Origin of the sequence: Agromyces sp. C10 (assembly GCF_023217995.1) — a bacterium.
GTDB lineage: Bacteria > Actinomycetota > Actinomycetes > Actinomycetales > Microbacteriaceae > Agromyces > Agromyces indicus.
Map to the genome: position 1 here is coordinate 95,623 of NZ_JALPSX010000008.1, position 23,859 is coordinate 119,481.

24 protein-coding genes are annotated in these 23,859 nt (G+C 73.6%); 15 read left to right on the forward strand and 9 right to left on the reverse strand.

Annotation, left to right across the window (positions count from 1 at the left end):
• The first annotated feature begins 133 nt into the window (after positions 1-133).
• A complete protein-coding gene (locus M1L56_RS10550; protein ID WP_248599201.1) occupies positions 134-1,021 on the forward strand; it encodes a bifunctional methylenetetrahydrofolate dehydrogenase/methenyltetrahydrofolate cyclohydrolase in 888 nt (295 codons plus the stop codon).
• A 3-nt stretch (positions 1,022-1,024) separates the two neighbouring features.
• On the opposite strand, the gene M1L56_RS10555 is transcribed toward M1L56_RS10550, so the two are convergent.
• Both M1L56_RS10555 and M1L56_RS10560 read right to left on the reverse strand, forming a co-directional pair.
• Positions 1,025-1,507: a hypothetical protein gene (locus M1L56_RS10555; protein WP_248599202.1), complete on the reverse strand. Its 483-nt coding sequence runs from the start codon at positions 1,505-1,507 to the stop codon at positions 1,025-1,027.
• A 338-nt stretch (positions 1,508-1,845) separates the two neighbouring features.
• Positions 1,846-2,448: a hypothetical protein gene (locus tag M1L56_RS10560; RefSeq protein WP_248599203.1), complete on the reverse strand. Its 603-nt coding sequence runs from the start codon at positions 2,446-2,448 to the stop codon at positions 1,846-1,848.
• 147 nt (positions 2,449-2,595) lie between these two features.
• Between M1L56_RS10560 and M1L56_RS10565 the strand changes: the two genes are divergently transcribed.
• From M1L56_RS10565 to M1L56_RS10575, 3 genes are read left to right on the forward strand one after another with little or no spacing between them, the layout of a single operon-like run.
• Complete coding sequence (locus M1L56_RS10565) at positions 2,596-4,260, forward strand: acylneuraminate cytidylyltransferase (protein ID WP_248599204.1); 1,665 nt, start codon at positions 2,596-2,598, stop codon at positions 4,258-4,260.
• A gap of 16 nt (positions 4,261-4,276) precedes the next feature.
• Positions 4,277-5,149, forward strand: coding sequence for an N-acetylneuraminate synthase family protein (locus tag M1L56_RS10570; protein WP_248599205.1), 873 nt, complete (start codon positions 4,277-4,279; stop codon positions 5,147-5,149).
• Positions 5,146-6,540 carry a DUF6716 putative glycosyltransferase gene (locus M1L56_RS10575; RefSeq protein WP_248599206.1) on the forward strand — a complete coding sequence of 465 codons (1,395 nt, stop codon included), beginning with the start codon at positions 5,146-5,148 and terminating at the stop codon, positions 6,538-6,540. The genes M1L56_RS10570 and M1L56_RS10575 overlap by 4 nt, the downstream gene beginning before the upstream one ends.
• Here M1L56_RS10575 and M1L56_RS10580 read toward each other — a convergent pair whose 3' ends face one another.
• Together M1L56_RS10580 and M1L56_RS10585 are read right to left on the reverse strand one after the other, a co-directional pair.
• A complete protein-coding gene (locus M1L56_RS10580; protein ID WP_248599207.1) occupies positions 6,541-7,080 on the reverse strand; it encodes a gamma carbonic anhydrase family protein in 540 nt (179 codons plus the stop codon).
• Between the two features lie 24 nt (positions 7,081-7,104).
• Positions 7,105-8,424, reverse strand: a complete 1,320-nt coding sequence (locus M1L56_RS10585) for an APC family permease (protein ID WP_374256513.1) — start codon at positions 8,422-8,424, stop codon at positions 7,105-7,107.
• 79 nt (positions 8,425-8,503) lie between these two features.
• On the opposite strand from M1L56_RS10585, the gene M1L56_RS10590 reads away from it, so the two are divergent.
• A complete protein-coding gene (locus tag M1L56_RS10590; protein WP_248599208.1) occupies positions 8,504-9,022 on the forward strand; it encodes a YbaK/EbsC family protein in 519 nt (172 codons plus the stop codon).
• A 30-nt stretch (positions 9,023-9,052) separates the two neighbouring features.
• Here the strand turns inward: M1L56_RS10590 and galK are convergent, their stop codons facing one another.
• Both galK and galT read right to left on the reverse strand, forming a co-directional pair.
• The gene (gene galK / locus M1L56_RS10595) at positions 9,053-10,213 is read right to left on the reverse strand and encodes a galactokinase (protein ID WP_248599209.1); all 1,161 of its coding nucleotides are present in this window, start codon (positions 10,211-10,213) and stop codon (positions 9,053-9,055) included.
• The gene (gene galT / locus M1L56_RS10600; RefSeq protein WP_248599210.1) at positions 10,210-11,361 is read right to left on the reverse strand and encodes a galactose-1-phosphate uridylyltransferase; all 1,152 of its coding nucleotides are present in this window, start codon (positions 11,359-11,361) and stop codon (positions 10,210-10,212) included. The genes galK and galT overlap by 4 nt, the downstream gene beginning before the upstream one ends.
• An 82-nt stretch (positions 11,362-11,443) precedes the next feature.
• Here galT and M1L56_RS10605 point away from each other — a divergent pair, with 82 nt between their 5' ends.
• Together M1L56_RS10605 and M1L56_RS10610 are read left to right on the forward strand one after the other, a co-directional pair.
• Entirely contained in the window at positions 11,444-12,274 is an 831-nt protein-coding gene (locus tag M1L56_RS10605) for a DeoR/GlpR family DNA-binding transcription regulator (RefSeq protein WP_248599211.1), read from the forward strand.
• Positions 12,275-12,284: 10 nt separating this feature from the next.
• Positions 12,285-13,211: an aldose 1-epimerase family protein gene (locus M1L56_RS10610; RefSeq protein WP_248599212.1), complete on the forward strand. Its 927-nt coding sequence runs from the start codon at positions 12,285-12,287 to the stop codon at positions 13,209-13,211.
• A 9-nt stretch (positions 13,212-13,220) separates the two neighbouring features.
• Here the strand turns inward: M1L56_RS10610 and M1L56_RS10615 are convergent, their stop codons facing one another.
• The gene (locus M1L56_RS10615; protein ID WP_248599213.1) at positions 13,221-14,399 is read right to left on the reverse strand and encodes a MarP family serine protease; all 1,179 of its coding nucleotides are present in this window, start codon (positions 14,397-14,399) and stop codon (positions 13,221-13,223) included.
• A 106-nt stretch (positions 14,400-14,505) separates the two neighbouring features.
• Complete coding sequence (locus M1L56_RS10620) at positions 14,506-15,171, reverse strand: fasciclin domain-containing protein (protein ID WP_067945887.1); 666 nt, start codon at positions 15,169-15,171, stop codon at positions 14,506-14,508.
• Positions 15,172-15,352: 181 nt separating this feature from the next.
• On the opposite strand from M1L56_RS10620, the gene M1L56_RS10625 reads away from it, so the two are divergent.
• The 6 genes from M1L56_RS10625 (at position 15,353) to M1L56_RS10650 (ending at position 21,118) form a co-directional block, all read left to right on the forward strand.
• The gene (locus M1L56_RS10625; RefSeq protein WP_248599214.1) at positions 15,353-16,039 is read left to right on the forward strand and encodes a DedA family protein; all 687 of its coding nucleotides are present in this window, start codon (positions 15,353-15,355) and stop codon (positions 16,037-16,039) included.
• A gap of 161 nt (positions 16,040-16,200) precedes the next feature.
• Positions 16,201-16,791: an ECF RNA polymerase sigma factor SigK gene (gene sigK / locus M1L56_RS10630; protein WP_067945920.1), complete on the forward strand. Its 591-nt coding sequence runs from the start codon at positions 16,201-16,203 to the stop codon at positions 16,789-16,791.
• Entirely contained in the window at positions 16,788-17,705 is a 918-nt protein-coding gene (locus M1L56_RS10635; RefSeq protein WP_248599215.1) for an anti-sigma factor domain-containing protein, read from the forward strand. The genes sigK and M1L56_RS10635 overlap by 4 nt, the downstream gene beginning before the upstream one ends.
• Before the next feature lie 141 nt (positions 17,706-17,846).
• Positions 17,847-18,896 carry an LLM class F420-dependent oxidoreductase gene (locus M1L56_RS10640; RefSeq protein ID WP_248599216.1) on the forward strand — a complete coding sequence of 350 codons (1,050 nt, stop codon included), beginning with the start codon at positions 17,847-17,849 and terminating at the stop codon, positions 18,894-18,896.
• Between the two features lie 309 nt (positions 18,897-19,205).
• On the forward strand, positions 19,206-19,649 hold the full coding sequence (locus tag M1L56_RS10645; protein ID WP_248599217.1) for an SRPBCC family protein: 444 nt from the start codon (positions 19,206-19,208) through the stop codon (positions 19,647-19,649).
• Positions 19,646-21,118 (forward strand): NAD(P)/FAD-dependent oxidoreductase, encoded by a 1,473-nt coding sequence (locus M1L56_RS10650; RefSeq protein ID WP_248599218.1) that lies wholly within the window; start codon positions 19,646-19,648, stop codon positions 21,116-21,118. The genes M1L56_RS10645 and M1L56_RS10650 overlap by 4 nt, the downstream gene beginning before the upstream one ends.
• A 6-nt stretch (positions 21,119-21,124) precedes the next feature.
• Here M1L56_RS10650 and M1L56_RS10655 read toward each other — a convergent pair whose 3' ends face one another.
• Complete coding sequence (locus tag M1L56_RS10655; RefSeq protein ID WP_248599219.1) at positions 21,125-21,820, reverse strand: arsenate reductase ArsC; 696 nt, start codon at positions 21,818-21,820, stop codon at positions 21,125-21,127.
• Between the two features lie 649 nt (positions 21,821-22,469).
• On the opposite strand from M1L56_RS10655, the gene M1L56_RS10660 reads away from it, so the two are divergent.
• Both M1L56_RS10660 and M1L56_RS10665 read left to right on the forward strand, forming a co-directional pair.
• The gene (locus M1L56_RS10660) at positions 22,470-22,973 is read left to right on the forward strand and encodes a hypothetical protein (RefSeq protein WP_248599220.1); all 504 of its coding nucleotides are present in this window, start codon (positions 22,470-22,472) and stop codon (positions 22,971-22,973) included.
• 57 nt (positions 22,974-23,030) lie between these two features.
• The gene (locus M1L56_RS10665) at positions 23,031-23,669 is read left to right on the forward strand and encodes a DNA-directed RNA polymerase subunit beta (RefSeq protein WP_067948748.1); all 639 of its coding nucleotides are present in this window, start codon (positions 23,031-23,033) and stop codon (positions 23,667-23,669) included.
• The last annotated feature ends 190 nt before the right edge of the window (positions 23,670-23,859 follow it).

The window sequence follows — 23,859 nt, forward strand, 5'->3', positions numbered from 1 at the left end:
CCCGGAGCCTCCGGCATCCCGTCGCAGCGAAGGAGTCCGCTCCCGACACGCCGCCCGCGGCATCCGCCCCACGGCGTGTCGGCTCGGATCTCCTTCATCCCGCTCCGCTGACCAGCTCGGAAGAGGTACCCACATGACCGCGATCACCCTCGACGGCGTCGCCACGGCGTCGGCCGTGAAGTCCGAGCTGGCGTCGCGCATCGCCGAGTTGCGCGCCCACGGGGTGGTGCCGGGGCTCGGCACGCTGCTCGTCGGCGACGACCCGGCGTCGCGGTCGTACGTGGCCGGCAAGCACCGCGACTGCGCCGAGGTCGGGATCGAGTCGATCCGCGTGGACCTGCCCGCGTCGGCGACCACGGCCGATGTGCGTGCGGCGATCCGCGACCTGAACGGGGCTCGCGAGGTCACGGCCTACATCGTGCAGCTGCCGCTGCCGACGGGGCACGACGAGAACGCGATGCTGGAGCTCATCGACCCCGACAAGGACGCCGACGGACTGCACCCCACGAACCTCGGCCGCCTGGTGCTCGGCATCGAGGGCGACCTGCAGTCCCCGCTGCCGTGCACGCCCGCCGGCATCGTCGAGATGCTGCAGCGGTACGAGGTGCCGATCCGCGGGCGGCACGTCGCGGTGATCGGTCGCGGACTCACGGTCGGCCGTCCCCTCGGCCTGCTCTTCACCCGCAAGGGGCTGGATGCCACGGTCACCTTGACCCATTCGCGCACGGTCGACGTGGCCGACGAGGTGCGTCGCGCCGACATCGTCGTCGCCGCGGTGGGCGTGCCGCACATGGTGAAGCCCGACTGGATCAAGCCGGGTGCGGCGGTGCTCGACGTGGGGATCACGCGCGTGGCCGACGAGGAGACGGGCAAGGGGCGGCTCACCGGCGACGTTGATCCCGAGGTCGCGTCGGTCGCCGGTCACCTGTCGCCGAACCCCGGCGGTGTCGGCCCGATGACGCGGGCGATGCTGCTCGCGAACGTGGTGAAGGCGGCGGAGCTCCGGCTCAGCAGCCGCTGACCGCTACCCGCATCCCGGGCTGCCCGGGTGCGTGGTGCACGGCCCGGTGACGAGCACGGTGTCGAAGTCGCCGACGAGCACCGGCTGCGGCGTGCCCTGGACGACGAGCGTGCCGTCGATCCACCGCCAGGCCGACCCGTCGAAGCGGTACTCGGCGACGTAGGTCACGTCGAGCCGGGCGGTGTGCTCGCCCTTGCTGCGATAGACGTGGCTCGTCGGCGTGGCGGTGAACTCGCGCTGGCCGAGCTCGGCCCAGGTCGCACCGGGACCGGCGCTGCCGACGGTCGCGCCGTCGGAGTACATCCAGCGGTAGCCGACCGGGTGGAACCGCACCTGCACTGGTCGGGCGAAGAGCGTGCCCGATCGCGTCACGGTGCCGGCCTCAGCGACGGCGTTCGCCGGGAGGTCGACGACCGCCCAACCCGCCGGCTCAGCGGTGTGCTCGTGCGGCGCCGGCTGGAACGTGGCGACGTCGCGAAGCGTCACGGCCGGCTCGCCCGCCGGCGGGGTCGGCTCGGCGCCGGTGAAGAAGCAGTCGGTCGGGTTCGTGGGACTGCAGATGTCGCGCGGGGGAGCGGCGGGGCGAGTGGGTTCGGTGGTGCCGCCGAAGCCGATCCCCTCGGCGACTTGGCCCGGGTCGGGGCTGTGGCCGTCGACCGGTCGCGAGTCCGTGCCGGGACGCGTGTACTGACCACCGACAGCGGCACCGTTTGCACCATCCTCATCCTGAGCAAACCAGCCGCTCAGTACTGAGTCTCCGTCGAGCGGTTCGTCCGCGAAGGAGGGCTCAGCGATCGAAAGCGCGAATACCAAACCTGCCGCGACTACTGGCAGAACGAATTGTCGTCCCATTCCTCGGATCCAGTCAAAATGAGCGTCTTTGAGTTCTCGTCGGCGGGCTCGAACCATGCAAGAGTCGCGCTGAGTGTCGGGCGGTCCGGTGAGGTGATGTCGTTCCCTTCGGAGTCCAGAATGCGAACATCGGAGTAGTCGCGGCATAGGTAAGCGGACACAGCCGAGGGAGAGTGCTCGGCCAACTTAGCCCCGAAGATCCGGGCTTCGCCGCTTGACCGGATCTCCGCCTCGGCGATGGACTCAAACTCCGTGATGTAGCCGGGGGCGATTTCCTTGGACACGTACGGTCGAATGCGGTCGGGATCCTTTCCGCCTTCTGCGGAGATCAGTGCCGACATCTCGCTATACGCCTCATACGCCTCCACCGCCGCCGCGAGCGCCTCCTCGTCCGACGCGAAGATGGGCTCGTCGGTCGCGGCGGCGGACGGGGCGGTCGTGGAGGCGCGGGGCGCGTCGCCGTCCGGCGAGGCGCAGGCGGCGGTGCCGAGCAGCAGGGCGCACGACAGCACGGCGGCGGTGGCGCGGGGGTGCGGCATCCGTCTCGAGGGCCTGGCGGGGGAGGCTTCGGGCATGCGCTCCACCGTAGGCGACGGCGGCGCGGCGGGAGGAGGTTATCCCCAGCGCACGGGGGTGCGGCGGCATCCGCTCGCTGCCTGAACGACGTCGGACGTTCACCGGGCGTGCACCGGGCGGACGAACGGCGCGCATAGGTTCGCGGCATGAGCACCGACCTCACCGAGGCGACCGCCGCCGGCGCGAGCGCGAGGGGACTCGCTCGGAACGGTGCCGGCGGGTCGGGGGACCTCGCCGGCGCGCCGGGCGACCGCGCCACGACCGGCGGCGGGTCGGGAGGGGACGCGCCGGCGCGCACGGCCGTCGCGATCGTCCCGGCGCGCGGCGGCTCGCAGGGGCTGCCCGGCAAGAACGTCGCCCGTGTCGGCGGCGTGCCGCTCGTCGCCCGCGCCGTGCACGCCGCGCTCGCCGCGGAGCGCATCGGACGCGTCGTCGTCACGACCGACGACGACGAGATCGCTGACGTCGCACGCGCAGCCGGCGCCGAGGTGGTCGCGCGACCCGCCGAACTCGCGAACGCCACCGCGTCGAGCGAGTCGGCGCTGCTCCACGCGCTCGAGGTGCTCGACCTGGTGTCGCCCTCCGCGGCCGCGAGCCGCTCGCCCCAGGCGCCGGCGCTGGCGCACGTCACGGTCTTCATCCAGGCGACGTCGCCGTTCATCGACCCCGCCGACCTCGACGCGGCCGTCTCCCGGGTGGAGCGCGGTGAGCGCGACGTGGTGTTCGCGGCCACGCCGACGCACGGTTTCCTCTGGCGCGAACGCGCCGACGACGCCGACGGGGCCAGTGCGGTCGGCGTCAACCACGACCCGGGCAACCGCCCGCGGCGGCAGGACCGGGCGCCCGAGTACCTCGAGACCGGCGCGTTCTACGCGCTCCGCACCGACGGGTTCACCGCGGCCCGGCACCGGTTCTTCGGTCGCACCGGCATCCAGCCGGTGCACCCCGACCTCGCGATCGAGATCGACGACGCGGCCGACCTCGCCCGGGCGCGCGCGCTCGCCCCGCGCATCGACCGCCGGCTCGCCGGTGCGCTCGCCGCGGCGCAGGCCGCGCGGGCTGCCGGCAGCGGCGCGACCGCGGCCGGCGGCGCGGCGTGGCCGGCCGACCCGCGGCATCCGTTCATCGACGTCGACGCGGTCGTCACCGACTTCGACGGCGTGCACACCGACGACACCGCCGGCCTCGACGAGCTCGGCCGCGAGTCGGTGCGCGTGTCTCGGGCCGACGGCGCGGGCGTGGCGCGGCTGCGCGACGCCGGCATTCCCGTTCTCATCCTCTCCGCCGAGGCGAACCCGGTCGTGAGCCGCCGCGCCGAGAAGCTCGGCGTCGGCTGCGTGCAGGGGCTCGCCGACAAGGGCACCGCGCTCCGCGAGTGGGCGGCGACGCGCGGCATCCGCCTCGACCGCATCGCGTACCTCGGCAACGACCGCGGCGACATCCCCGCGCTCGACCTCGTGGGCTGGCCCGTGGCCGTGCCGGATGCCGCGCCCGAGGCGCTCGCCCGCGCCCGGCACGTGCTGCAGCGCCACGGCGGTCACGGTGCGGTGCGCGAGCTGGCCGAGCTCGTGCTCGCCGCCCGCGAGGCCGGGGCGGTCGCGGCGACCGCGACGCGTGGCGGCGCGGCCCACGGCGCCGCGGCATCCGTCGACGACGACTGGCGCGGCGAACGCGACGCCCGCGCCGCCGCCCGCGAGGCGCGCGAGCTGGAGCCCGCCCACCCGACCCGGCTGCAGCGCGAGGCGATCGCCGCGGCATCCGCTCACCCGCCCGCCGCGCCGCCGGCGCCGGAACCCGCCCCCGCACCCTGAACGAGAGCGAGCCCACATGTCCGTGCGCATCGGCCACGCCGCCATCGGCGAGTACGAGCCCGTCTACGTCATCGCCGAGATCGGCCTGAACCACAACGGCGACGTCGAGCTCGCCAAGCGGCTCATCGAGGTCGCCGCGCGGGCCGGCGCGCAGGCGGTGAAGTTCCAGAAGCGCACGCCCGACCTCTCGACGCCCGAGCACATGAAGCTCACGCCCCGCGAGACGCCGTGGGGCACCATGACCTACCTCGAGTACCGGCACCGCGTCGAGTTCGGCCGCGACGAGTACGCGGCGATCGCCGACCACGCCTCGCTGCACGGGCTCGACTGGTTCGCGTCGCCGTGGGACGCGCCCGCCGTCGCCGACCTCGAGTCGTACGGCGTCGTCGCGCACAAGATCGCGTCGGCATCGGTCACCGACCTCGAGCTGCTTGAGGCGGTGCGCGACACCGGCAAGCCGGTCATCCTCTCGACGGGCATGTCGACCCTCGACGAGATCGACCGCGCGGTCACCGTGCTCGGCACCGAGAACCTCGTCATCATGCACGCCACCTCGAGCTACCCGATGCCGCCCGAGGAGGCGAACCTGCTCATGATCCCCGCGCTGAAGCGCCGCTTCCCTGGGGTCCCGATCGGCTACTCCGGGCACGAGCGCGGCCTGCAGATCTCGCTCGCGGCCGTCGCACTCGGCGCCGTGGCCGTCGAGCGGCACATCACCCTCGACCGCACCATGTGGGGCTCCGACCACTCGGCCTCGCTCGAGCCGCAGGGCCTCGACCACCTCGTGCGCGACATCCGCATCATCGGCGAGGCGCTCGGCGACGGCATCAAGCGCGTCTACCCGGGCGAGGAGGCGCCGAAGGCCAAGCTCCGCCGGGTGCTCGCGTGACGGATGCCGCGACGCGCGACGCGCGCGGAGGCCGCCGACTGCTCGTCGTCGCCGACTCCGACTCGTACGTGAAGTGGGGCGCCGCCCTCGCATCGACCCTGCCGAGCGGATGGCGCACCCGCCTGATGGTCATCGCCTCGCCCGTGCAGCCGAGCCCGCGGCAGCTCGCCGATGCGCTCGCCGGCTCCGCGTTCACCACGGATGCCGCGCACGTGCGCCACCTCGACGACCTCGACGCCGAGCTCGACGCGTTCGACCCGCACGCGGTGCTGCTCTCGCTGCGTGGACCGTTCGTCCGCGTCGTCGCACCACGCCTGAACGCCCGCCCGAACCGGCCGGTGCTCCTCAGCGGATTTCCCGGCCTCACCATCCCGGCCGTGCCGAAGGCCGTCGTCTACCGCGAGCAGACCGACCTCGTCGTGCTGCACAGCCGCCGCGAGGTGCGCGAGTTCGAGGCGAACGCGTGGGCGCTCGGCGTCGACCGGATGTTCGGGCTCGCCACCCTCCCGTTCCTCGCGACGGACGACCGCGAGGCACCCGGGCGCGAGCGCACCGATCTCGTCTTCGCTGCGCAGGCCAAGGTGCCCGCCGAGCGCGCCGACCGCGTGAAGCTGCTCGCCGCGCTCGCCGAACTCGCCCGGCGCCGCCCCGAGCACCGCGTCGTCGTCAAGGTGCGCGCCCGCGCGGGAGAGGCGCAGACCCACGCCGAGGAGCACGACTACGCCGACCTGCTCGCCGACCTCGACCGCGTGCCCGCCAACCTCGTCGTCGAGGACGGCCCGATGGCCGCGCACCTCGCCCGGGCCGCCGCGCTCGTCACGGTGAGCTCGACCGCCGCCCTCGAGGCGATCGCCCTCGACCTGCCCGTACTCCTCGTCGACGACTTCGGCGTCTCGCCGGCGATGATCAACACCGTGTTCGAGGGTGCCGGCGTGTTCGGGTCGACGACCGACCTCGTCGCGGGTCGGTTCCGGTACGCGGATGCCGCGTGGCTGGCCGACAACTACTTCCACGAGCCGCACGAGTCCGATTGGGCCCGGCGGCTCACCGCGCTCGTCGAGGCGCGGGAGATCGTGCCGCTGCCACCGCTGGAACGCCGCCACGACCTGTGGGGCGGCGCGCTCCGTGCGGCGTTCGAGCGCCGGCGCATGCTGGGCGCGTTCGACCGCTCGCTCGCGGGCACGCTCGCGTGGGGCATCGGCGTGCCGGTGCGGGCCGTCGTGCGCCGCGTCCGGCGGGTGCGGCGAGGACTGCGGCGCTGGACGGCGACGGATGCGGCGCGAGCCGCCACGGCGGTCGCACCCGTCCACGGTTCGGCCGCGGCATCCGCCGCGACGCCCACCGCGACGCCCAGCCGGGACGAGACCGTCGGGGCCGGCTCGCGCGACTGATCAGTCGACGGGCGCCGTGTGCCGGTCGACGTGCGCGAGGTACGCCTCGGCGTTGCGGCGGATGCCGGCCTGCTCCTCGGGCGTCAACTCGCGGCGCACCTTGGCGGGCACCCCCGCGACGAGCGAGCCCGGCGGCACCACCGTGCCCTCGAGCACGACCGCGCCGGCCGCCACGAGCGAGCCCGCGCCGATCACCGCCCCGTTGAGCACGGTCGCGCTCATGCCGATGAGGCAGTCGTCCTCGACGGTGCAGCCGTGCAGCACCGCGCGATGGCCGACCGAGACGCCCGAGCCGATCGTGACCGGATAGCCGGCGTCGACGTGGCAGACCACGCCGTCCTGCAGGTTCGAGCGCTCGCCGAGGGTGATCGGCTCGGCCTCGGCGCGGAGCACCGCCGTGTACCAGACGCTCGACCGCGCGGCCAGGCGCACCTGGCCGACGATCACGGCGCCCGGCGCGACGAACGCGGTGTCGTCGATGTCGGGCGCGGGCACGTCGGCGATGGTCAGGATCCGGGCGGACGGGTCGGCGGCGGTCATGCGCCCCAGCCTAGGCCCGCTCCGTCAGCGACGGCGGCCCGCGCGAAGACGGATGCCGCGCACCGCCGCCCCGACCGCGAACACCGCCACGCCCGCCGCGATCGAGACGAGCGGAAGCGTCATCACGAGCACGACGCATCCGATCGCGCCGGACCACGACACCCAGCGCGGCACCAGCCGCTCGGCGGCGGGCTGCGTCAGCGCCGACCAGTTCGCGACGAGGTAGTACACGAGCACGCCGAACGACGAGAACCCGATCGCGCCGCGCAGATCGGCGATGAGGACGAGCACGATGACCGCCGCGCCGACGGCGAGCTCGGCGACGTGCGGCACGCCGAACCGTCGGTGCACCCGGGTGAGCGGATGCGGCAGCTCCCCGTCGCGCGCCATCGCGAAGCTCGTCCGGCCGACCCCGGCGATGAGGGCGAGCAGCGACCCGAGCGCGGCGACCCCCGCGGCGACGCGGACGACGGGGTCGGCCCAGGCCCAGCCGGCCGCGACGACCACGTCGGCGAGCGGCGCGGGCGATCCGGCGAGGGCGACGGCGCCGAGCGACCCGAGCGCGGCGGTGCCGACCGCCGCGTAGACGACGACCACGACGCCGAACGCGACGCCGATCGCGCGTGGGATGGTGCGCGTCGGATCGCGCACCTCCTCGCCGAGCGTCGCGATGCGGGCGTAGCCGGCGAAGGCGAAGAAGATCAGGGCGGCGGCCTGCAGCACGCCGTAGGGGCCGGGTGCCGCCGCGAGCCCGGTCGATCCGGCCGCGGCCGCCCCACCCCACCCCGCCTCCGCGATCGTCGCGACGCCGGCGGCCACGACCACGACCAGCACCGCGAGCACGGCCGACACGATCACGGTCGCCGCGCGCGCCGTCCGCGTGACCCCCAGCACGTTGACGCCCACGAGCACGACGACCGCGGCGATCGCGACCGGCTTCTGCCAGGGCGCGGGCACGAGGTAGGCGGCGGCGGTCAGCGCCATGGCCGCGCAACTGGCGGTCTTGCCGACCACGAACCCCCAGCCGGCGAGGAACCCGGGCCAGGCGCCGAGCCGTTCCCGCCCGTACCGGTACGCGCCGCCGGCCTCGGGATGACGCACCGCCAGCTGCGCGGTCGACCCGGCGTTCGCGAACGCGACGAACGCCGCGACGACCAGCCCGGCGAGGAGCCACCCGCCCGCCGCCTGGGCGGCGGGCGCCCACACCGCGAACACGCCCGCACCGACCATGGCGGCGAGCCCGATCGCCACCGCGTCGCGGAGACCCAGCCGTCGGGCCAGCCGGCCCGACGCGGTCCCGCCCGGTCCGGGCTCGGGTGTCGGCTGGGGCGCGTCGCGGCTCACGGTCGCACCCTATGGCAGTGCGGTGCAGTCCCGCGGCGGGCGTGGCGGATGCCGCGACATCCGCTCGTAGGATCGACGCATGTCCGCCGAGCAGTCCGCCCCCTCGCACGCCGCCGTCGACCGCGTCATCGCCGCCCTCGAGGCGCGGGGCGTCGAACCCCGCGTGGTCTGGTTCGGCGACGCCGTGACGACCGCGCAGCTCGCCGCCGACGCGCTCGGCGTCGAGGTGGGCCAGATCGCGAACTCACTGGTCTTCACGCTCGACGACGAGCCGATCCTCGTGCTCACCTCCGGCGCGCACCGCGTCGACACCGACTGGCTCGGCGAGCGCCTCGGCGGTCGGATCGGGCGCGCGTCGAAGGAGATCGTGAAGGCGGCGACCGGGCAGGTCATCGGCGGGGTCGCGCCCGTCGGGCACCCGGCGCCCGTGCGGACGTTCGTCGACGTCGACCTCGCCCGCTACGACGAGGTGTGGGCCGCGGCCGGGCATGCGAAGACGGTCTTCCCGACCACGTACGACGAGCTCGTGCGCCTCACCGGCGGCACGCCCACGCCCGTCGAGCCCGGGTCCGCGGACGAACCGACGCGCGAGGCGTGACCTCCACGCGGCCCGACGCGTGAACGCGCCTCAGGCGTCGCGCCGCGCGCCCTGCGCCGCGTGCACCGTGAAGATCGCGGGCTCGCGGAAGCGGCGCTCGGCGAACGCCTCCTGCACCTTGCGGGCGACCACCGGCACGAGGTCGTCGATGACGAGCGCGATCGCCGCGCCGCCGAAGCCGCCGCCGGTCATGCGCGCGCCGATCGCGCCGTTGGCCTGAGCGGTCTCGACGGCGAGGTCGAGCTCGGGCACCGAGATCTCGAAGTCGTCGCGCATCGACACGTGCGAGGCGTCGAGCAGCGGCCCGATCGCGCCCGGGCCCTGCTCGCGGAGCGTGCGGACCGTGTCGAGCACGCGCTGGTTCTCGGTCACGACGTGCCGCACGCGGCGGAAGGTCTCGTCGTCGAGCAGCTCGCGAGCCCGGTCGAGGTCGTCGACGTCGAGCCACCTGAGCGACTCCACGTCGAGCGCTCGCGCACCCGCTTCGCACGACGCCCGTCGTGCGGCGTACCCGCCGGTGGCGTGCGAGTGGCTGACGCGCGTGTCGATGACGAGCAGCGACAGGCCGGCTTCGGCGAAGCCGAGCGGGATCACGTCGGCGTCGAGGCTGCGGCAGTCGAGGAAGACGGCTGAATCCGTCTCGCCGAGCAGCGACGCGGACTGGTCCATGATGCCTGTCGGCGCGCCGACCGCGCGGTTCTCGGCGAGCTGGCCGACCTTCGCGAGGGTCGGCCGATCGAAGCCCAGCGCCCAGTGCTCGTCCAAGGCGAGGGCGACGGCGCATTCGATGGCGGCCGAGGATGACAGGCCGGCGCCGACGGGCACGTCGGAGTCGATGTGCAGGTCGACGCCGCGTGCGTGCGCCAGGTCGGCGCCGAACTCGGCGAACGCCCACACGACGCCGAGCGGGTACGCCGCCCAGCCCGAGACGGTGTCGGGCGAGAGCTCGTCGAGGTGGACCTCGACGGTCTCGGGCGAGAACGTCGAGGCGACGCGCACGAGGCGGTCGTCGCGGTCGCCGACGGCGACGGTGGTGCGCCGGTCGATCGCGAACGGGAACACGAACCCGTCGTTGTAGTCGGTGTGCTCGCCGATGAGGTTGACGCGGCCCGGGGCCGACCAGACGCCGACCGGGCGGCGCCCGTACTGCTCGGCGAAGCGCTGCTGGGCGGATGCCACGGCGTCGGTCACAGTTCGAATCCTTCGATCGCGTCGCGCAGCGCGCGCGCCTGGGTCTCGGGCGGGACGTCGCCGATCCAGGCGCCCATGGCGGCCTCGGAGCCGGCGAGGTACTTCAGCCGCTCGGCGGCGCGGCGCGGGCTGGTGAGCTGCATGGTGAGGCGCACCTCGTCGCGGCGCTCGTGCACGGGCGCCTGGTGCCACGCGGCGATGTAGGGCGTGGGGGTGTCGTACAGCCGGTCGACGCCGCGCAGCAGGCGCAGGTACAGCCCGGCGAGCTCGGCGCGCTCCGCCTCGTCGGTCGCCGCGAGGTCGGGCACGTGCCGGTGGGGCATGAGGTGCACCTCGATCGGCCACCGTGCGGCGAACGGCACGAACGCGGTCCAGTGCTCGCCCGCGATGAGCACGCGGTCGCCGTTGCGCTCCCGGTCGAGGATGTCGCCCTGCAGCGTCGGTCCGTACGCGTCGATCGAGGCGAGCAGCCGCTCGGTGCGCGGGGTCACGTAGGGGTACGCGTAGATCTGGCCGTGCGGGTGGGGGAGCGTGACGCCGATGTCGCGGCCGCGGTTCTCGAACGGGAACACCTGTTGGACGCCGGGCAGCGCCGACAGCGCCGCGGAGCGGTGCGACCACGCCTCGATCACGGTGCGGGCGCGCGAGACGGTCTGTGTGCCGAACGACCCCTCGTGCTCGGGGCTGAAGCAGACGACCTCGCATCGGCCGTGCGACGGGTACGTGCGGTCCAGGCCGACGGCGCGCAGCTCGGCGAGGGCGGATGCCGCGGCATCCGTCGACTCGCCCCAGTCGGGCAGGTCGGGCCCGAAGGACGGCGAGCGGTTCTCGAACACGGCGACGTCGTACGTGCTCGGGATCTCGGACGGGTTCGTCTCGGTCTGGGGTGCCAGGGGATCGGCTTCGGCGGGCGGCAGGAACGCCCGGTTCTGGCGTGCCGCGGCGACCGAGATCCAGTCGCCGGTCAGCGGGTCCTGGCGCATCTCGGCGGTCGCGGGGCGCGGGTCGAGCGCTCGCGCGTCGACGGCGCGCTCGGCGCCGAGCACGGTGTCGGCGTCGTCGAAGTAGATGAGCTCGCGCCCGTCGGCGAGGGTCGAGCGGCGCACCGCGATGCGCGGGTCGAGGATGCCGGGTTCCGTCTGCTGCACGCCGACACGCTACGCGATCTTCGTTTCGGAAACAAGCGGGTTTCGTATTGCAAAGTGCGCTTCGCCTCGCGATGATGGGCCCATGGAACCCGACCGCCCGCCGCGCGACGCCCGCCGCCGGCGCACCCTCGCCGCCGACCTCGTCGTGGAGCGCGGCTTCGTGCGCGTCATCGAACTCAGCGAGTCCTTCGGCGTGACGCCCGTCACCGCGCGGGCCGACCTCGACGCGCTCGAGCGCGAGGGGCGCGTGCGCCGCGTGCACGGCGGCGCGGTGCCGGCCGGAGCGGGCCCCGACGCTCCGCGACCCGACCGCGAGCCGACCTTCGAGGAGGCCCTCGAGGCCTCGGTCGTGCCCAAGCAGCTCATCGGGCAGCGCGCCGCGGCCCTCGTGCGGAGCGGTCAGAGCATCATCCTCGACGTCGGCACCACCACCCTGCAGGTCGCACGCGCCCTGCGGGCCCGCACCGACCTCGACGACCTCACGGTCTTCACGAACGGTCTCTCGATCGCGCTCGAGCTCGAGCCGGAGATCCCGCGCTTCACGGTCGTCGTCACGGGCGGCACGCTGCGGCCGCGCCAGCACTCGCTCGTGCACCCGCTCGCCGGGTCCGTGCTCGACGAGATCCACGTCGACCTCGCGTTCCTCGGCTGCAACGGGGTCGACGCGCGCCACGGCGTCACGAACGCCAACCTGCCCGAGGCCTCCGTCAAGGCGCTCATGCTGCGCCGCGCGCAGCGCGCGGTCGTCGTCGCCGACGCGTCCAAGCTGGGCGAGGTCCACCTGGGCCGGGTCGCCCCGGTCGACGCATTCCACACCCTGGTGACGGATGCCGCGGCCCCGGCCGTGCTCCTCGGAGAGCTCCGCGACGCGGGGCTCGAGGTCCTCGTCGCCCGCGGAGCCGAGCAGCCATAAGGTGGAGTGCATGACCCTCCCGACGGGCGAGCAGTTCGAACTCGAGACGACCACTTCCACCGGCGATGTCCGCGCGACCGTCACGGCCGTCGCAGCGGGCCTGCGCACGCTGACGATCAACGGCATCGACCTTGTGCCGTCCTACGGCGAGGACGAGACCCCGCCGTCGGGCTCCGGGATCGTGCTCGTGCCGTGGCCGAACCGCATCCGCGACGGCGTCTGGACCCACGAGGGCACGTCGTACCAACTCGCGATCACCGAGCCCGCCCGCAGCAACGCGATCCACGGCCTGCTCCGCTACACCGAGTACACGCCCGTCGAGCAGGACCGCGACTCGGTGACGTTGAGCGCCACGATCCACCCGCAGATGGGCTACCCCTTCACCGTCCGCACCGCCGTGCGCTACGAACTCGTCTCGGACGGGCTCAAGGTCACGCACTTCCTCGAGAATCAGGGCGGCGAGTCGGCGCCCGTCGCGGTCGGCACGCACCCGTTCCTGAAGATCGGCGGCGTGCCCACCGAGGACCTCGTGCTCCGGCTCCGCGCCGCCAGCCACATCGAGGTCGACGACCGGCTGCTGCCGACGGGCGAGATCTCGGTCGAGGACACCCCGTGGGACTTCCGCGAGGGCCGCCGCGTGGGCGACCTGCAGCTCGACGACGCGTTCGGCGAGCTCGCCTCGGTCGACGGCACGGTCGAGCACACGCTGACGGCGCCCGACGGCCGCTCCGTCTCGGTGTGGGCCGACGACGAGTTCGCCTACGTGCAGGTCTTCACCACCGACAGCTACCCCGGCGAATCGATGGCGATCGCCGTCGAGCCGATGACCGCGCCGGCCGACGCCTTCAACTCCGGCAAGGGCGTGCGCTGGCTCGACCCGGGCGAGCAGTGGGAGATCAGCTGGGGCATCCGCTTCGCCGGCTTCACCGCCGAGTAGCCCCGCGGGTCAGTTCACGCAGCTGCCGGAGTCGACCTGCTGGCTGAGCGACGGAGCCCGGTCGGCGAGCGGCGCCAGGGTGCCCACCGGCACCGCGAAGCCCACGTTGTCGACGGTCTGCGACTTGGCGAACGCCACGCCGCCGACGAGTCCGTCGCCGGTGAGCACCGGGCCGCCCGAGTTGCCCTGGTCGACGTCGGCGGCGAGGGTCACCACCTCGCGCGACGAGGTGGTCCCGTCGACCGAGATGGTGAGCGGGCCGTTGGCCATCACGCGCGCGGGGCGCAGCTCGAGCGGGCCGCCGTACGGGTAGCCGGCCACGGCCACGTTCTGCTCGGCCGCGGGCGGCTCGGCGAGCCCGAGCGGCGTCACGCCGAGGCCGTCGGTTGCGATGAGCGCGAGGTCGTTGTCGGGGTCGAACGCGACGACGCGGCCCGCGACGGGGGTGCGGCCGGGCGCGTGCACGATCGGCTCGTCGACGCCGGCCACGACGTGCGCGTTGGTGACGACCCGGTCCTCGGCGACGACGAAGCCCGATCCGGTCAGGTTGCCGCCGCACTCGAAGGCGAGTCCGGTGATGCGCACGACGGATGCCGCGGCCGCGGACAGCTCGGGATCGTCGACGCCGCCCGTGGGCAGCTCGGGCGCGACCGAGGGGCCGTCGAGGACGCCCACCAGCCACGGGATCGCCTCGCCGACGGCCGCGCCGCGCAGCTCGGCCATGAGCGACCGCGCGGGCTGCGGCGTGATCTGGTCGATTCCGCGCACGACCCACGAGTTCGCCACGGCCGGTGAGACGACGGGGACGCCCATGGTGGACACTCCGGCGCCCACGAGGGCGATGACGAAGGCGGTGACCATGGTGTTGCCGATCGCGCCGAGGACGCGGTCGAGCGGGCCGAGCTTCACCGCGTCGGCGCCGCGTCGCAGTCCGCGTCCGATCGCGCCGCCGAGCGAGGCGCCCGCGACGAGGAGCATGATGGCGATGGCGATGGCGACGGGCGCCCGCCACTCCGGGGCCGGGATGAACGACACCACCCACGGCATGGCGAAGTACGCGGCGATGCCGCCCGCGATGAGGCCGAGCAGGCTCGCGGCAGTGCGGAGCAGGCCGGCGCGCCATCCGTGCACGAGCGCCCCGATGAGCACGAGCACGAGCACGACGTCGAGGATGATGCTCCAGCCCACTCGGTCTCCGATCGCTCACGGGGAATCTCAAGCCTCCCGCATCCGCCTCGGAACGCGCTGAAGGCGCCCGGGCCGGAGCCCGGGCGCCTTCAGCCGTGCGCGTCGGTCACTGCGGGAGCAGCACCGTGTCGACGAGGTAGACGGTCGCGTTGGCCGTCATGACGCCGCCGCAGATCACGTTGGCGTCGTTCACCATGAGCTCGTCACCCGAGCCGGTCACCTCGACGGTGCCGCCCTGCACGGTGGTCTGCGTGCCGACGACCTCGTCCGGCGAGAGCTGGCCGGGAACCACGTGGTACGTGAGGATCGAGGTGAGCAGCTCGCTGTCGGTCTGCAGGGTCTCGATGGTCGCGGCGTCGATCTTCGCGAACGCGTCGTCGACGGGCGCGAAGACCGTGAACTCGTCGCCGTTCAGCGTGTCGACCAGGTTCACGTCGGGGTTCAGCTCACCCGAGACCGCCGAGACGAGCGTCGTCAGCAGCGGGTTGTTGGACGCCGCGACCGCGACCGGGTCCTGGGACATGCCCTCGACCGAGCCGGCGCCGTCCGGCACCTGCTCGGCGTAGTCGGCGCAGCCGGGGCCGACGAGGTTCGCGGCGGGGTCCGCCATGCTGTCCTCGGTCTCCATGGGCTCCTCGGACATCGTCGTCTCGTCGTCGGCGGCCGGCTCATCGGTCGAGCCGGCGCTGCATCCGGCGAGGCCGAGCGCGGCGACGGCCACGATCGAGAATGCGGCGAGCGTGGTGCGCTGCGAGCGGAACGTGGTTCGCATCGGTTCTCTCCTTCGGTGTGCGGCCCGCCCCTCGGGGCCGTCATGGTGGGGTTCGGGGCGGGCGACGAGACGGTTTGGTCCGGGTTCGGCCGGGCGTGTCGGCCCGGCGATCGCGAGCGGATGCCACGGCGCCGTCGCCGCGGTCAGGGTCCGTCCATCGGCATCCCATACGCTCGAACGCATGACGACGACCCCCATCGCCGCCGCCGAACCCGAACTCACCGGCCTCGCCGCGTGGGCCGTGGACCTCATGGAGACGCTCGGCGCTCCGGGCGCCGGCCTCGCGATCGCGCTGGAGAACCTCTTCCCCCCGCTGCCGAGCGAGGTCATCCTCCCGCTCGCGGGCTTCACCGCGAGCCAGGGCTCGTTCAGCCTCGTCGAGGTGCTGTTCTGGACGACGCTCGGGTCGGTCCTCGGCGCGGTCGCGCTGTACACGATCGGGCGCGTGCTCGGCCGCGAGCGCACGCGGGCCATCATCAAGGCGGTGCCGCTCGTCGACGTCGCCGACGTGGATCGCACGGAGCAGTGGTTCCTCGACCACGGGAAGAAGGCCGTCTTCTTCGGCCGCATGATCCCGCTGTTCCGCAGCCTCATCTCGGTCCCGGCGGGCGTCACCCGCATGAACGTCCCGCTGTTCCTCCTGCTCACGACCGCGGGGAGCCTCATCTGGAACACGGTCTTCGTCCTCGCCGGCTTCTTCCTCGGCGAGAACTGGGAGGTCGTCGAGCCCTGGGCCGACGCGTTCCAGGTGCTCGTGATCATCGGCGTGGTCCTCGCCGTGGCCGCGTTCGTCGTCAAGCGCGTCATCCGCAACCGCGAGCACCGACGCCGCATCGCCACGGGTGAGGACACCCCGGGCGGCATCTGACCCGTCCCGCCCGGTCCCGCCCTTCCGCCGCGCGGCAATCCTCGCGAGCCTCCGCACCGAACCACCTGCGAACCCCGACCGCAGGAGCACCGATGAGCATCGCACTGGCCCCCGCGCGGATCGCGCCGGCCCCGGTGCGACGCCGCCGCCCCCGGTCTGACATGCTGGGACGCGTGGTGGACGCGCAACACGAGGCTGCGGCATCCGACCCCAGCGTCGACGACCTGCTCGTCGCCGCCGGTGCCGGTGACCGCGACGCCTTCGGCGCGCTGTACGACCGGATGTCCGCCCGGATCTTCGGGCTCGTGCGGCGACTCGTCGTCGACCCGGCCCAGGCCGAGGAGGTCACCCAGGACGTCTTCCTCGAGATCTGGCAGACCGCACCCCGGTTCGACCGGGAGCGCGGGTCGGCGATCTCGTGGATGTTCACGCTCGCCCACCGCCGCGCGGTCGACCGCGTGCGGTCCGCCCAGTCCGCCCACGACCGCGACCTCCGCATCGGCGCGCGCGACCTCGACGTGCCCGTCGACACCGTCGCCGAGTCGGCCGAGGTGCGGATCGAGCACGAACGCGCGCGCGGCGCGCTCGCGGAGTTGAGCGACCTGCAACGCGAGTGCGTGGCGCTCGCGTACTACGGCGGGCTGACCCAGTCCGAGATCGCCGAGCGGCTCGACGTGCCGCTCGGCACCGTGAAGACCCGATTGCGCGACGGCATGATCCGCCTGCGCCGGCTGTTGGGGGTGACCGCATGACCGAGCCCGAGTTCCCCGGCCGTCGAGACCCCGTGGACCCCGAGGAGCTGCTCGCCGCCTACGCGCTCGACGCCGTGTCCGACGAGGAGCGCGCGATCGTCGAACGGCACCTCGCCGCCTCGCCGGAGGCGCGCGCCGAGGTGGAGGCCTATCGCGAGGCCGCCGTCGGCCTGGCCGACGAGGCCCCGGCCGTCGCGCCGCCGCCGTCGCTGAAGGACGCGATCTTCGCTCGACTCGACGACGCGCCCCAGGTCGACGCCCCCGCGCCCTCGGAGTCCGCGCCGGCCGCGCCCGCTGCGACGACCTCGCCCGCCGCGTCGGCCCCGGCCGAGTCGCTGGTGCCGCCGCCGGCGACGCCGCTCGCGCCCGTCGGACCCGCCCCCGTCGCCACGCCCGCCGATGCCATGGCACCGGTCGGTGCCGGACCGGCCGAGCGGGCCGCTCGGCGCCGCTGGTTCCAGCGGCCCGCGGCACTCGTCGCGTCCGCCGCGGCGGCCGTGCTCCTCATCGCCGGTGCCGTCGTCGGCCTCAACTGGTCCGGTACCGCCGGCTGGGGCGCCCAGCGCGAGGTCCAGGCCATCGCCGCGGCCGACGACGCGCAGACCGCCACGGTCGAACTCGCCAGCGGCGGCGAGGTCACCCTCGTCTGGTCCGAGCAGCTCGGACGATCCGCGATCCGGGCCGAGCGCCTGCCCGAGCCCGGCGACGACCGCACGTACGAGCTCTGGTACATCGACGCCTCGGGCGAGCAGCCCGCCGCGACGCCCGCCGGGCTCTTCGATCCGGACCGCGGGGCCGCGTACGTCGTGCTCGACGGCGAGTTCGAGCCCGGACTGCTCGTGGGCATCACCGTCGAACCGGCCGGCGGCTCCGAATCCCCGACGACCGAACCGATCGTCGCCTTCGAGACCTGAGACTCGGATGCCGCGGCGGCCCTCGGGGGATCGGGGGCGCCGCGGCATCCGTTCGCCGTCGGCTAGGGTCGTGGTGGCCCGCCGCGCGCCCCCACGCCGTGTGCCGGCCCGCCCGAACCCCACGACGACGAGGAGTGACGCATGCGCGTCGGCATGTTCCTGAACTACGCCGGAGGATTCCGCGAGGTCGCCGACGAGGTGACCGAGCTCGAGGCGGCGGGCGTCGACCTCGTCGCCGTGCCCGAGGCGTACTCGTTCGACGCGGTCAGCCAGCTCGGCTTCCTCGCCGCGCGCACCTCCCGCATGACGCTCATGAGCGGCATCCTGCAGCTCTACACCCGCACGCCCACGCTCACGGCGATGACGGCCGCCGGCCTCGACTACGTGTCGGACGGGCGCTTCGAGCTCGGCATCGGCGCCTCGGGCCCGCAGGTCATCGAGGGCTTCCACGGCGTGAAGTACGACGCGCCGCTCGGCCGCACCCGCGAGATCATCGACGTGTGCCGTATGACCTGGCGGCGCGAGCCCGTCGTGCACACCGGACGCCAGTACCGCATTCCGCTGCCCGAGGGCGAGGGCACCGGCCTCGGCAAGCCGTTGAAGCTCATCAACCATCCGGTGCGCGAGCGCATCCCGATCACGGTCGCCTCGCTCGGTGCGAAGTCCGTCGCGCAGACCGCCGAGATCGCCGACGGCTGGCTGCCCATGTTCTTCCACCCCGAGCGGGCGCGCGACGTCTGGGGCGACGCGCTCGACGCGGGCCTCGCGAAGCGCGCACCCGAACTCGGCCCGCTCGACGTGTTCGCGAGCCCGGCCCTGGCGATCACCGACCGAGCGGATGCCGCGGCCGCCGCCATCGCGGCCGTGAAGCCCAACCTGGCCCTCTACGTGGGCGGCATGGGCGCGCGCGGCAAGAACTTCTACAACGACCTGATCGCGAGCTACGGCTACGCGGACGAGGCGGCGACCATCCAGGACCTCTACCTCGAGGGCCGCCGCGAGGAGGCGATCGCCGCGGTCCCCGACGACCTCGTTCGCGCGATCTCGCTGATCGGCTCGCCCGCCGAGGTCGCCGAGCGGGTGGCGGCGTTCGCCGCCGCGGGCGTGACGACGCTCACCGTCACGCCGCTCGCCCGAAACTCCGCCGAGCGGGTGGCGCTCATGGGCGCGTTCCGGCGCATCGTCGGCTGACATCCGCGGGCTCGGCGGCACGTCGCGCCGGCATTGTTCCACGATCCTCGCCCCAGTCCACCCCCAGTTCAGGGGTGTGTCATCACGCCGGGTCGGGCGCGTACGCTCGGTGCACCGCAGCTCAGGTTGCGGCAGGGGAAACCATGGGGGTGGGGCTGCCGTGGCGGGGCGACGAGGCCGATGCGGCCGCGACCCCGCCAGGCGGTGCCCCGGTTCGCGGCATCCGTCGAGGGGTTGCCTTCGACCGGTGGCGCGCCCGTAGCATCGGAACAGGCCGTGCGCGGGTGCGCCGCGGCCGGGGGAGGACCGATGGCCCACAACGTCCGGCGGCTGGCATGCCCGCCCGAGGCCGTGTTCGAGGTGCTGGCCGAGGGCTGGCTCTATCCCGTCTGGGTCGTGGGCGCCATGCGCATGCGCGACGTCGACCGCCGATGGCCGAGTCCGGGCGCGCGCCTGCACCACTCGGTGGGCATCTGGCCCATCTACCTCGACGACGTCACCGAGTCGCGCGAGTGGGATCCGCCGCGGCGTGCGGTGTTCCGCGCGAAGGGATGGCCGATCGGCGAGGCCGTCGTCGCCATCGAGGCGAAGCCGGCCGACGGGGGTTGCCTCGTGCGCATCTCCGAGGAGGCCGCCGAGGGACCGGCGAGGTTCGTCCCGTCGGTGATCCGGCAGCCCGCCATCCGCCTGCGCAACGTGGAGACGCTCCGTCGCCTGGCCTACCTCGCCGAGGGTCGCTGGGAGGGCAAGTGACCGACGCCGTCGACGCGATCGTCGTCGGGGCGGGCCCCAACGGGCTCGCCGCGGCCGTCACGCTCGCTCGCGCCGGGCTGTCCGTCCGCGTCTACGAGGCGGCACCGACCCCCGGCGGCGGCGCCCGGACCCAGGAGCTGACGCTGCCGGGCTACCTCCACGACGTGTGCTCGGCGGTGCACCCGATGGCGCTCGCCTCGCCGTTCTTCCGCGGCTTCGAACTCGAGCGCCGCATCGAGCTGCGCCTCCCGCCCATCTCGTACGGCCACCCGCTCGACGGGGGCCGCGCCGGCCTCGCGTGGCGCGACCTCGAGCGCACCGCCGAGGGGCTGGGGCGCGACGGCGCCGCGTACGCGGGGCTCGTGCGCGGGCTGGCCGCGCACGACGATGCGCTCATGGACCTCATCGGCTCCTCGCTCGTACGCGTGCCGCGGCATCCGCTCGTCGGACTGCGCTTCGGGCTGGCCGTGCTCGAGCAGGGATCGTGGGCATGGAACGCCCGGTTCCGCGAGGAGGTCGCCCCCGCCATGCTCGCCGGCGTCGCCGCGCACGCGATCCGACCCATGCCCTCGCCGGCGACCGCCGGTGCGGGGCTGGTGCTCACGGCGCTCGCCCACGCCCGCGGCTGGCCGATCCCCGTGGGCGGCAGCGGCGCGATCGTCGGCGCCATGGTCGACGACCTGCGGGCGCACGGCGGCGAGGTGGTGACGGATGCCCCGATCGACGACCTCGCGGCCCTGCCCGCAGCACGGGCCGTGGTCCTCGACGTCACCCCGCGCGCGCTCGACCGCATCGCCGGAGATCGCCTTCCCGACCGGTACCGGAGGGCGCTGCGGCGCTTCCGCTACGGCAACGCCGCCGCGAAGGTGGACTTCGCGCTCGCCGGGCCGGTGCCCTGGGCGAACCCGGCGCTCGCCGAGGCGGGCACCGTGCACGTCGGCGGCACCCGCGCCGAGATCGCCGCGGGGGAGCGCGAGGTCGCCCGCGAGCGGCATCCGGCATCGCCCTACGTGCTCGTGTCGCAGCCGTCGATCGTCGACCCGACCAGGGCGCCGGACGGGCGGCACACGCTGTGGACGTACACGCACGTCCCCGCCGGCTCGACCGTCGACCCCACCGAGGCCGTCGTGCGGCAGATCGAACGGTTCGCGCCCGGCTTCCGCGACGTGATCCTCGCGTCCTCCGCGCGGTCGGCGGTGGACCTCGAGGCCGACAACCCGAACTACGTCGGCGGCGACATCGCCTCCGGCGCGCCGTCGCTCATGCAGCTCGTCCGCCGCCCGGTGATCTCACCCGACCCGTGGCGCACGCCGCTCTCGGGCGTGTACCTCGCGTCGTCCTCGACGCCGCCGGGGCCGGGTGTGCACGGCCTGGCTGGCTGGAACGCGGCACGGAGCGCGCTGCAGCACGAGTTCGGGGTCCTGTCGCCGCCCGACCTCGCACCGGAGGACCGGCCCGCGCGCGGCTGACCGCCCTCAGACCGTCGGCAGGATCTCGGCGAGCAGCCGTTCGACGTGGGCGCGGATCTCGTCGCGGACGCGGCGGACGCCGTCGGCGTCGAGCCCCGCCGGATCCTCGAGTCGCCAGTCGAGGTACCGCTTGCCGGGGTAGACGGGGCAGGCGTCGCCGCAGCCCATCGTGACCACCGCGTCGGCGGCGCGCACGACGTCGTCGGTGAGCGGCTTCGGGAATTCCTCGCCGGGGTCGAGCCCGACCTCGCGCATGGCGTCGACGACGGAGGGCAGCACCGCCTCCCCGGGTTGCGACCCGGCGGATCGGACGTGCACCCGCCCGCTGCCGAGCTCGCGCATGAGCGCGGCGGCCATTTGCGAACGCCCCGAGTTCTGCACGCAGACGAACAGCACCTCGGGCACCGGCTTCGGGATGACGCCCTTCGACTGCGCGAGCGCGGTCAGGCGCTCGTTCGCGAACCGGTACGCGAGGCTCGGGAGGTGCGCGTCCACGCGGGCGGTCCGCTTCAGCGCGGCGTACGACTCGAAGACGACGCGCTCGGCCGTCTCGGCGCTCACGATGCCGTCGTAGTGCGAGGCGAGCCGCTCAGCGCTGCGCTGCAGCACCTCGTACGGGTCGTCGAGGGCTCGCAGCCCGCTCCGGTCGGCGGATGACGCGGCCGCGCGGTCGCGCGCGTCGCCCAGGTCGGCCTCGGTCATGGCACCTCGTTTCGTCTCGCTCTCTTCAACCATAGACCGCGGTCTATGGATTGATCGCCGGGCGGGCGAGACTTCACCGAACGTTCACGTGCGTCGGCCCGCCCGCCCTCAGGCCGTCGGCAGGATCTCGGCCAGCAGCCGTTCGACGCGAGCCCGAATCGTCGCGGCCGCGGCGGACGCCGTCGGCGTCGAGGCCTCGATGAGTAGCGATCACCTGATGGTGCCCCCAGAGAGGCTCGAACTCTCGACCCACGGATTAACCTGCTGCACTGGGTTTCCCCAGCCACCGCACGCGGCTTGCAGTCTGGACTATCTCATCACCTTCGGCCGCGCCGGTCAGGTGCGCCGCGTATAGTCTCTGAGGTTCCCTTGCGGTTACCTGCTGATTGCCCAATCCCTCGGATTGTCACTGCCAGTTCGGCGAGTACCTCGGGCTCTCAGGGTGTTCCAGCATATAGCGGCGTTCATTCGGCGCATTTCTGCGCCGACGCTCCTGTTTTCTGTTGAAGTCCGTTGCTCTAACCAACTGAGCTATGGGGGCTCGACCACACTAACAGGCGAGGCACCTGCAGCCCGAGCGCAGCCTTGGACGGCCTGCGCGCTCAATGTCGCTGGCTGGCCGTAACCTGTCGCTCTACGCCGACGGAAGGTGGGTGCGGTGAAGCCGTGCAGCGCTTGCAAGCAACAGCTCGCACTCACGGAGTTCAATAAGCGGGCCCGCGCTGCCGACGGCCTCCAGTCGGTGTGTCGAGCGTGCAATGCCGCCCGAGCGCGTCGCTACTACGCGGACAACATCGAGAAGCATCGGGCGGCGGTCGCTGCGCAGGTCGCTAAGACTCGCGCCGCGCACGTCGAGCGGATAGGCGCCTACCTCTTGCAGCATCCTTGCGTCGACTGCGGCCAGAGCGACATCCGTGTTCTCGATTTCGACCATCGCGACGGGGTGGAGAAGTCCGCGGATGTCATGGCACTCGTCAAGGCCGCCTATTCGTGGGCGCGCGTCGCCGCCGAGATCGCCAAGTGCGACGTTCGCTGCCGTAACTGCCATGCCATCGTCACCTACGAACGGCTCGGCAGGAACTGGCGTTCGACCGTTCGGCTCCAGTCGATGGCGGAGGTCGATGCCTTCCTCTCGGCGGAGGACGGGAGCTGATTCCGCGGAGCGCGGAATCGGCACGGCTCGCAGGTCGCGGCGGTATCGTGGCCCGCGATGACCGCAGATTTCCACCGTCCCACGCGCTTTCCGCCGCGCATGTTCGAGGGTTACCTCGGCGCGGAGGATCCCGCGCAGGTGAGCCGAGTCGCCCACGACACCGCGGCGGCGGTGCTGTCGCGCGTGCGCGCCGACCCCGATCCCGAGATCGTGTCGCGGCTGGTGTCGTACACCGATGAGCACGGCATCGACGCGATCGCCGAGTTGTGGTCGCAGGCTTCGCCCAAGAGCCTTCCGGGCGCGCTGTGGCGCATCTACCTGCTGCGCACGATGATCCGGCAGGATGCCGCGGGCGTGAGCCTCGCCTTCCAGCGCGGCACCGAGGTGTCGCGCACCATCGACCAGGTCGTGGCCGGCGCCCCCACCCCGGCCGGTCCCGCGGAGATGCGCGAGCTGGCCGACGTGATCCTTCGCGGCGTGTTCTCCGGCGACTTCGCCGCGGCCCTGGAACGCGCCTCGGCGTTCGGGCGCGTGGCCGCCACCGGCTTCACGAGCCTCGCCGACGACGCGGATGCCGCGGACGCCGTGCACCCCGATCGTCCCGGCATCCTCACGCGCCGAGCGCTGCGCCTGTCGTCCCTCGCCGAGGAGCTCACCGCCTGCGCGCGGCTCTGGCGGCACGACAGCCTCGACTGAGCAGCGGCGCAGGCTAGCACGGTCGAGTCCGACACGCCCGGCCCGCACCGGGATCGGGCGTGCGGAATAGTCCTCGGGGGCCCCTCGTTTACACTTGTCGTGGCCGGTCGCAGTAACCCCGGGCTCCAAATCTCGCCGCTTCGAGCGGCCTCGCGCCGAGAGGCGTTCTGCGGCCGGCCACTTCCATGCC

Coding starts and splice junctions, on each gene's coding strand:
- M1L56_RS10550 (WP_248599201.1), top strand. CDS start 134: ATGACCGCGATCACCCTCGACGGCGTCGCCACGGCGTCGGCCGTGAAG.
- M1L56_RS10560 (WP_248599203.1), bottom strand. CDS start 2,448: ATGCCCGAAGCCTCCCCCGCCAGGCCCTCGAGACGGATGCCGCACCCC.
- M1L56_RS10565 (WP_248599204.1), top strand. CDS start 2,596: ATGAGCACCGACCTCACCGAGGCGACCGCCGCCGGCGCGAGCGCGAGG.
- M1L56_RS10570 (WP_248599205.1), top strand. CDS start 4,277: ATGTCCGTGCGCATCGGCCACGCCGCCATCGGCGAGTACGAGCCCGTC.
- M1L56_RS10580 (WP_248599207.1), bottom strand. CDS start 7,080: ATGACCGCCGCCGACCCGTCCGCCCGGATCCTGACCATCGCCGACGTG.
- M1L56_RS10590 (WP_248599208.1), top strand. CDS start 8,504: ATGTCCGCCGAGCAGTCCGCCCCCTCGCACGCCGCCGTCGACCGCGTC.
- M1L56_RS10605 (WP_248599211.1), top strand. CDS start 11,444: ATGGAACCCGACCGCCCGCCGCGCGACGCCCGCCGCCGGCGCACCCTC.
- M1L56_RS10610 (WP_248599212.1), top strand. CDS start 12,285: ATGACCCTCCCGACGGGCGAGCAGTTCGAACTCGAGACGACCACTTCC.
- M1L56_RS10620 (WP_067945887.1), bottom strand. CDS start 15,171: ATGCGAACCACGTTCCGCTCGCAGCGCACCACGCTCGCCGCATTCTCG.
- M1L56_RS10625 (WP_248599214.1), top strand. CDS start 15,353: ATGACGACGACCCCCATCGCCGCCGCCGAACCCGAACTCACCGGCCTC.
- sigK (WP_067945920.1), top strand. CDS start 16,201: ATGCTGGGACGCGTGGTGGACGCGCAACACGAGGCTGCGGCATCCGAC.
- M1L56_RS10635 (WP_248599215.1), top strand. CDS start 16,788: ATGACCGAGCCCGAGTTCCCCGGCCGTCGAGACCCCGTGGACCCCGAG.
- M1L56_RS10640 (WP_248599216.1), top strand. CDS start 17,847: ATGCGCGTCGGCATGTTCCTGAACTACGCCGGAGGATTCCGCGAGGTC.
- M1L56_RS10645 (WP_248599217.1), top strand. CDS start 19,206: ATGGCCCACAACGTCCGGCGGCTGGCATGCCCGCCCGAGGCCGTGTTC.
- M1L56_RS10655 (WP_248599219.1), bottom strand. CDS start 21,820: ATGACCGAGGCCGACCTGGGCGACGCGCGCGACCGCGCGGCCGCGTCA.
- M1L56_RS10665 (WP_067948748.1), top strand. CDS start 23,031: ATGACCGCAGATTTCCACCGTCCCACGCGCTTTCCGCCGCGCATGTTC.